Source organism: Vibrio sp. 10N.222.55.A1, assembly GCF_041473835.1.
Lineage (GTDB): Bacteria > Pseudomonadota > Gammaproteobacteria > Enterobacterales > Vibrionaceae > Vibrio > Vibrio crassostreae_C.
In genome coordinates this window covers 26,519-27,436 of the sequence record NZ_JBFRSX010000041.1, presented here as the reverse complement: position 1 = coordinate 27,436, position 918 = coordinate 26,519, and the positions used below count along the sequence as shown (strand labels likewise).

Annotated in this window: 1 protein-coding gene; it reads left to right on the top strand. The window is 44.2% G+C overall.

Features of this window, described 5'->3' with window-relative positions; all coding sequences use genetic code 11:
- Positions 1–75: 75 nt before the first annotated feature.
- Positions 76–918, top strand: an 843-nt coding sequence (locus AB4493_RS13605; RefSeq protein ID WP_102560968.1) for an IS5 family transposase, incomplete at its 3' end; no start/stop codon positions are given.

Here is a 918-nt window from a genome sequence, read left to right as displayed (position 1 = left end):
GTTGTTGCCTAAATTAGTTGAACCTTTTCCAAGTCCTGTGATCTGATCATTTGAAACGATTGGAATGGTGGTGATATGGGTAAAGCAAACAAGAAGATAACTAACTGGACGGAGTACAATAAGGCTCTTTGTAAACGTGGTTCGGTTACATTCTGGATAGATGATTCAGCCGTAGATGCATGGCGATGCAAAACTCATCATGGTAAGCGTGGGAGAGGCTTTCAGTACTCTGATACAGCGATTGAAACCGCCTTGATGATTAAGGGCATCTTCTCTCTTCCTTTACGTGCTCTTCAAGGCTTTATCGACTCTATCTTTGAGCTATTAGATGTTCCACTAACGTCCCCTGACTACACCTGTATCAGTAAACGCTCGAAGACAGTTCAGGTCAAATATCGCAATAAATCGAGAGGGGCTATTCGCCATATAGCCATTGATTCTACTGGCCTCAAAGTCTTTGGTGAGGGGGAGTGGAAAGTGAAAAAGCATGGTACAGAAAAACGTAGGACATGGCGCAAACTGCACTTAGCTGTGGATGTGGATACTCACGAAGCGATTAGTGCGGAAGTCAGTCTTGTAAATGTAGGCGATAGTGAAGTGTTACCGACGTTACTCAACCCACTACGTAGAAAGGTCGCTGCCGTATCCGCCGATGGAGCATATGACACAAAAAATTGCCACGAGACTCTGAAAAATAAAGGCTGTACTCCGTTAATACCGCCTCGAAAGAATGCAGCTCTTTGGGAAGACGGTCATCCCAGAAACAAAGCGGTAATGGCTCTGAGAGATGGAACAATATCGGAATGGAAAACAGAGTCTGGTTATCACTATCGTTCAATATCTGAGACTGCTATGTCCCGATATAAAGGACTAACAAGCGATAAATTGAGCTTGAGATGTTACAACGCTCAAGTGGGC